Genomic DNA, 4,594 nt, shown 5'->3' on the forward strand with positions numbered 1-4,594 from the left:
CCCCGCCAACCCCCTCCAGCATGGCGATCTCCACCGAAACCTCCCCCGCCCCCACCAGCTCCCGAAGCCGCTCTCCCCGCAGCGCCCCCGTCGCGTTGAGCAGCACCAGCCTCAGGCCGGGAATCCGCCCGACCACCCCCGCCAGCGGCCCCAGGTCGACCGGAGGCACCCGAAGCATCGGGTGCATCATCCTCGAGTCCTCCATCAGCATCGCCAGCGACACCACCAGCCCCCGATCGCTCGCCATCGCCAGCAGCCGGGCCAACCTCGGGTCGTCCGTCCCGTACCCGTGGTAATTCGGATGCAGGCGGATGCCGGGCATCCGGTGCTCCTCGGCGCAGCGGCGGAGGTCCTCCTCCCAGTCCGGCAGCGTCGGGTTGACGGTCCCGAACGGCTCGAGCCGAGGCCCCGGCCCCCGATGCTCCCGGCAGGAGTCCGCCAGCCGGGCGTTCACGCCGGCCACGTCCTTGTGCAGCAGGCCCTCCAGGCTGCCCGCCCAGGCCTCGGCCACGCCGTGCTCGCGCAAGCTCTCGAGCAGCCTCCCCGGCTCGTCGAGCGGCACCCGACGGGTCGGCCACCGGCCAAGGTTCACGTTCACGTCAATCGTCCGGCCGGTCACACCCGCACCCCCTTGGCCTCGAGGATCGGAGCGAGCAGCCTCCTCAGGTTCCCCCCCAGGATCTTCCGCTTCACCCCCTCGGGCAACTCGGCCCCCCTCACCTTCGCCAGTTGCGAGGCAAAGCTCCTCCCCCCCGCGTCGCTGCCGTACAGGACCCGGTCCTCCCCCAGCTCCCTCACGGCCATCTCCGCGATCCCCGCCGTCGGGTCGCCGCCGGCCAGGTCGACCGAGACATTCGGGAACGCCCGAACGGCCCGGATCCCCTGCTCCCAGTCCCCCCCGCTGTGCCCGCAGACGAGAATCGCGCCGGGATGCCTCCCCGCCAGCTCGGCCACGTCCATCGGCGTCGACTCCCCCGGCAAGTTCCCCCCCACCTTGATCCAGGAATGCTGGAAGATCAGCGCCTTCAGCTCGGCGGCCCTCTGGATGATCGGGTCGATCACCGGGTCCGAGCAGCGCCGGGCCACCCAGAGCTTGATCCCCACCATCGGCCCGTCCCGGACGCAGCGGTCGATCTCCCGAAGGCTCTCCTCAACGTGGTTCGGGCTCACATACGCGAAGCCGAACGCCCGATCCGACCAGTGCGAGATCGCCTGCAACACCTCGTCGTTCTGCCTCCTCAGGTCGTCGGGGCCCGGATCATACGACCACTCCATCCCCATGAAGACACACAACCGGGCAATTCCCATCCGGTCGGCGAACGCCACCAAGCGGGCCATCCGCTCGTCCGGCGTCCTCCCGGGCACCCCCGAGAGGTGGCAATGCAGGTCCCAGATCTCCACGAGGCCTTCCCCCCCCTCGGCCCATCCCCGACGCCCGACGCCGGCCCTCCCCATCCTCCGGCCGGGCCGACGCTGGATTGGACCCCGCCCCGTCCCCGAAATCAACCCTCCCGGCACGTCGCCCCCCATCCGACACCTCAGGGACGATTCGATCCGACACCCGAGGGACGACCATCCGACACCTCGGGGACGATTCGATCCGACACCCGGGGGACGATCATCCGACACCTCGGGGACGATCATCCGACAGCCGGGGGACGATCATCCGACACCTCGGGGACGCCGATCCGACCTTCCGGGGACGACTATCCGACACCCGGGGGACGAAAAGTTCCGTAACTCCTTTGAATCGAACGGGATTGTATGGCATAACCTTTCAACCTGCTTGAAAACCGGATCGCAACCAACAACTCCGACTCGGCGACGCCGAGCTTGGTGTTGCTCCCTCCTCCGGATCCCGGATCGCAATCCCCACCGAGGACGGATCGAAGCGGATGGTCAGGCACCGCGACTCCTCCCCGACGCCCTCCCTCGAGGCCTCCCCTCCCCCCGTCGAGGCGATCCCGATCGTGATCGCCGGTCGGGATGAGATGAACATCGCCGAGTTCCCCATCACGCTGCTCTGCGACCGAGCCCCCCGAGGCCAGAACGAGATCGCGTTTCACGACACGATCCACGACGCCCAGACCGGCCGCCCCGTCTGCCGGACCCTCACCATCACCAGCCCCGAGAAGTTCGGCCTCCCCACCGCCGCCGACGACGACGTGATCCTCGCCCTGCTGCAACTGACCAAGCAGCAGAATAATTTCACCCGTCCCGAGGTCACGTTCTCTCGCCTCCAGCTCATCGAGCTGCTCGGCTGGGCCGACAAGGGGAGCAGCTACGCCCGGATCTCCCGGTCGCTTGACCGCTGGGCCAGCACCTACCTCTCCTACCGCAACGCCTGGTGGGACAACGATGAGCGCCGCTGGACCAGCGGAGGCTTCCACATCATCGACAGCTTCGAGATCACCGACGGCCGAGCCCACACCTGCCGGGGAGCGCTGGCCCGCTCCCACGTCGTCTGGGGCAAGGTCTTCTTCAAAAGCTGCCAGGCCGGCTACCTCAAGAGCCTGGATTACAACCTCTACGTCCGCCTCGGCCTGCACACCTCCCGACGCCTGTACCGCTTCCTCGACAAGCGGTTCTACCACCGCCCCGAGTGGGTCTTCGAGCTGCGCGACCTGGCCTTCGAACACATCGGCCTCAGCCGATCCTACGCCCACAACGGCAAGATCAAGGAGAAGCTCCAGCCCGCCATCGACGAGCTCGAGGCCGTCGGCTTCCTCGAGCCGATGCCGAAGGCCGACCGCTTCCGCAAGCGAGGCCGCGAATGGCTCGTCTTCTTCAAGCGGGCTCCCTCGGGGGTTGGGGCCGGGACCGTTGCCGCCCCCGCCTCGGGAGCCGCCGCCGGGGCCGGGGCCGGTGTCGAGGGCTCCCCCGCCCTTCCACCCTCCGACCCCGAGGCCCCCGCCCCCGCCGACCACCCCCTGGTGCTCGCCCTCTCCTCGCGAGGGGTCACCGAGATGACCGCCCGGGACCTCGTCGCCCGCCACCCCGCCGACCGGATCGCCGCCAAGCTCGACGCCTTCGACTGGCTCTCCTCCCGGGACGACCGCCGCATCCGAAAGAGCCCCGCCGGCTACCTCGTCGAGTCGATCCGGCGCGACTACGCTCCCCCCCGAGGCTACCTCCCTCCGGCCGATCGCCAGCGCCAGGCCGAGCACCGAGAGCGCCTCGCCCGGGAGGCCCTCGAAGAACGCGACCGCCGAGCCGCCGAACAGGCCCGCTCCCGCCTCGAACTCGAGGCGATCGACTCCTACTACGACTCCCTCCCCCCCGACTCCCAGGCCTCCCTCGACGCCGCCGCTCTCGCCGCCGCCGACCCGGTCGCGCTGGCCCAGCTCGGCCGCTCCCCCGCCCTCCAGCGCCTCCAGCGCCGGATCCTCCGCCAGGACTACATCCGCTCCCTCCTCCGGGACCTCGGCCACCCCCTCTTCGCTCCCCCCTCCCCGGCCGAGCCCCCTCCCCCCGATCTCGGCGATCTCGGCGATCGCTGAGCCAAGCCCGGCCGAGCGGAACCAAACCGGACCGAACCTCCTCGGCGTCTCGGGCGATCCCTCCCGTCCCCCGCTCCCTCCGCGCTCCCGTCCCGAGCGTCGCGGAACCCTCGGCCGACGGCCCCCGTCCGCGATCGCGTTTCCGCGGGGCATCCGTCCGCAGTCCGTGCTCTACGTCGCGGCTCCTGTTGTTACGCTCTGTTACGCTGGCGTACGCGACAATGGGAGATTGTACGCGGCGGGCCGCCCGGCGGCTGGGCTCGCCGCTCTCCTGGTATCGGCCGTCCGAGGCCGACGGGACGAGGGGTTCCCGGAGGCCTCGGAGCGCGGATCCTCCCGTCTCGGGGAGGCTGGGGGGCTCGTCCCTCGTCGAGGGCCTCCCGATCGGGGGCCTGCTTCCGGGGGATCCCCCGCCTTCCGGTCCGGCGGGCGAACCGCTCCTGGCCGCATCCGGGGCCGGGAGCGGTCGACCGGGAGCGGAGCGAATCGTCCGATTTCCGCCGTTCGGGGAGAGGTTCCGTCACCAGACCGCTCCGCTCGGCGCGATTGTATTGAAGGGGGCTCCCGGGAGCCGGGCCGGGAGCGCTCCGCCCGGGTCTCCCCTCCCTGCATCGGCGATTGGACCCAGGCGGCGATCCTCCGCCGAATTCGACCCTCCCCCGGCGCCCTTGAGTCCGGGACCTCCCTGATGGGAACCGCTTCGCCGAAGCAGATTGAGGCCAACCGACGGAATGCCCAACGGTCAACCGGGCCGAGGACCCCCGAGGGGAAGGCCCGAAGCCGACGCAACGGCCTGAAGCATGGCCTGGCCGCCGAGGTCCTCGTTCCCGAAGACGACCGCCACCGAGCCGCCTTCGACGCGGCCCTCGCCCGATGGGAGCGAGAGGCCGGGCCCGACAACGTCGTCGAGCGCCACCTGGTCCGGCGGGCGGCGGTGGCCTCGGTCATCCTCGATCGGATCGACGAGGGCCGGGAGTCCTCCCGTCGGGAGGCCGCGCGTCGGGCGGTCGAGGCCTGGGAGCGTCGCCGACAGGCCCGAGCCCGACGGCAGGCGCAGCGGCTCTCGTCCGACCCGGCCAACGTCGTCGCCGACC

Annotated in this window: 4 protein-coding genes; 2 read left to right on the plus strand and 2 right to left on the minus strand. The window is 70.9% G+C overall.

Features of this window, described 5'->3' with window-relative positions; all coding sequences use genetic code 11:
- Both TsocGM_RS25420 and TsocGM_RS25425 read right to left on the minus strand, forming a co-directional pair.
- A partial coding sequence (locus tag TsocGM_RS25420) for an amidohydrolase family protein (protein WP_126728268.1) occupies positions 1-619 on the minus strand: 619 nt, incomplete at its 3' end.
- Complete coding sequence (locus tag TsocGM_RS25425; RefSeq protein ID WP_126728269.1) at positions 616-1,401, minus strand: amidohydrolase family protein; 786 nt, start codon at positions 1,399-1,401, stop codon at positions 616-618. The genes TsocGM_RS25425 and TsocGM_RS25420, both read right to left, overlap by 4 nt.
- A gap of 494 nt (positions 1,402-1,895) precedes the next feature.
- On the opposite strand from TsocGM_RS25425, the gene TsocGM_RS25430 reads away from it, so the two are divergent.
- The gene (locus TsocGM_RS25430) at positions 1,896-3,500 is read left to right on the plus strand and encodes a replication initiator protein A (RefSeq protein ID WP_126728270.1); all 1,605 of its coding nucleotides are present in this window, start codon (positions 1,896-1,898) and stop codon (positions 3,498-3,500) included.
- A 688-nt stretch (positions 3,501-4,188) separates the two neighbouring features.
- Positions 4,189-4,594, plus strand: a 406-nt coding sequence (locus TsocGM_RS25435; RefSeq protein WP_126728271.1) for a hypothetical protein, incomplete at its 3' end; no start/stop codon positions are given.

The organism is Tautonia sociabilis, from assembly GCF_003977685.1.
In the GTDB taxonomy this organism is placed as follows: Bacteria; Planctomycetota; Planctomycetia; order Isosphaerales; family Isosphaeraceae; genus Tautonia; species Tautonia sociabilis.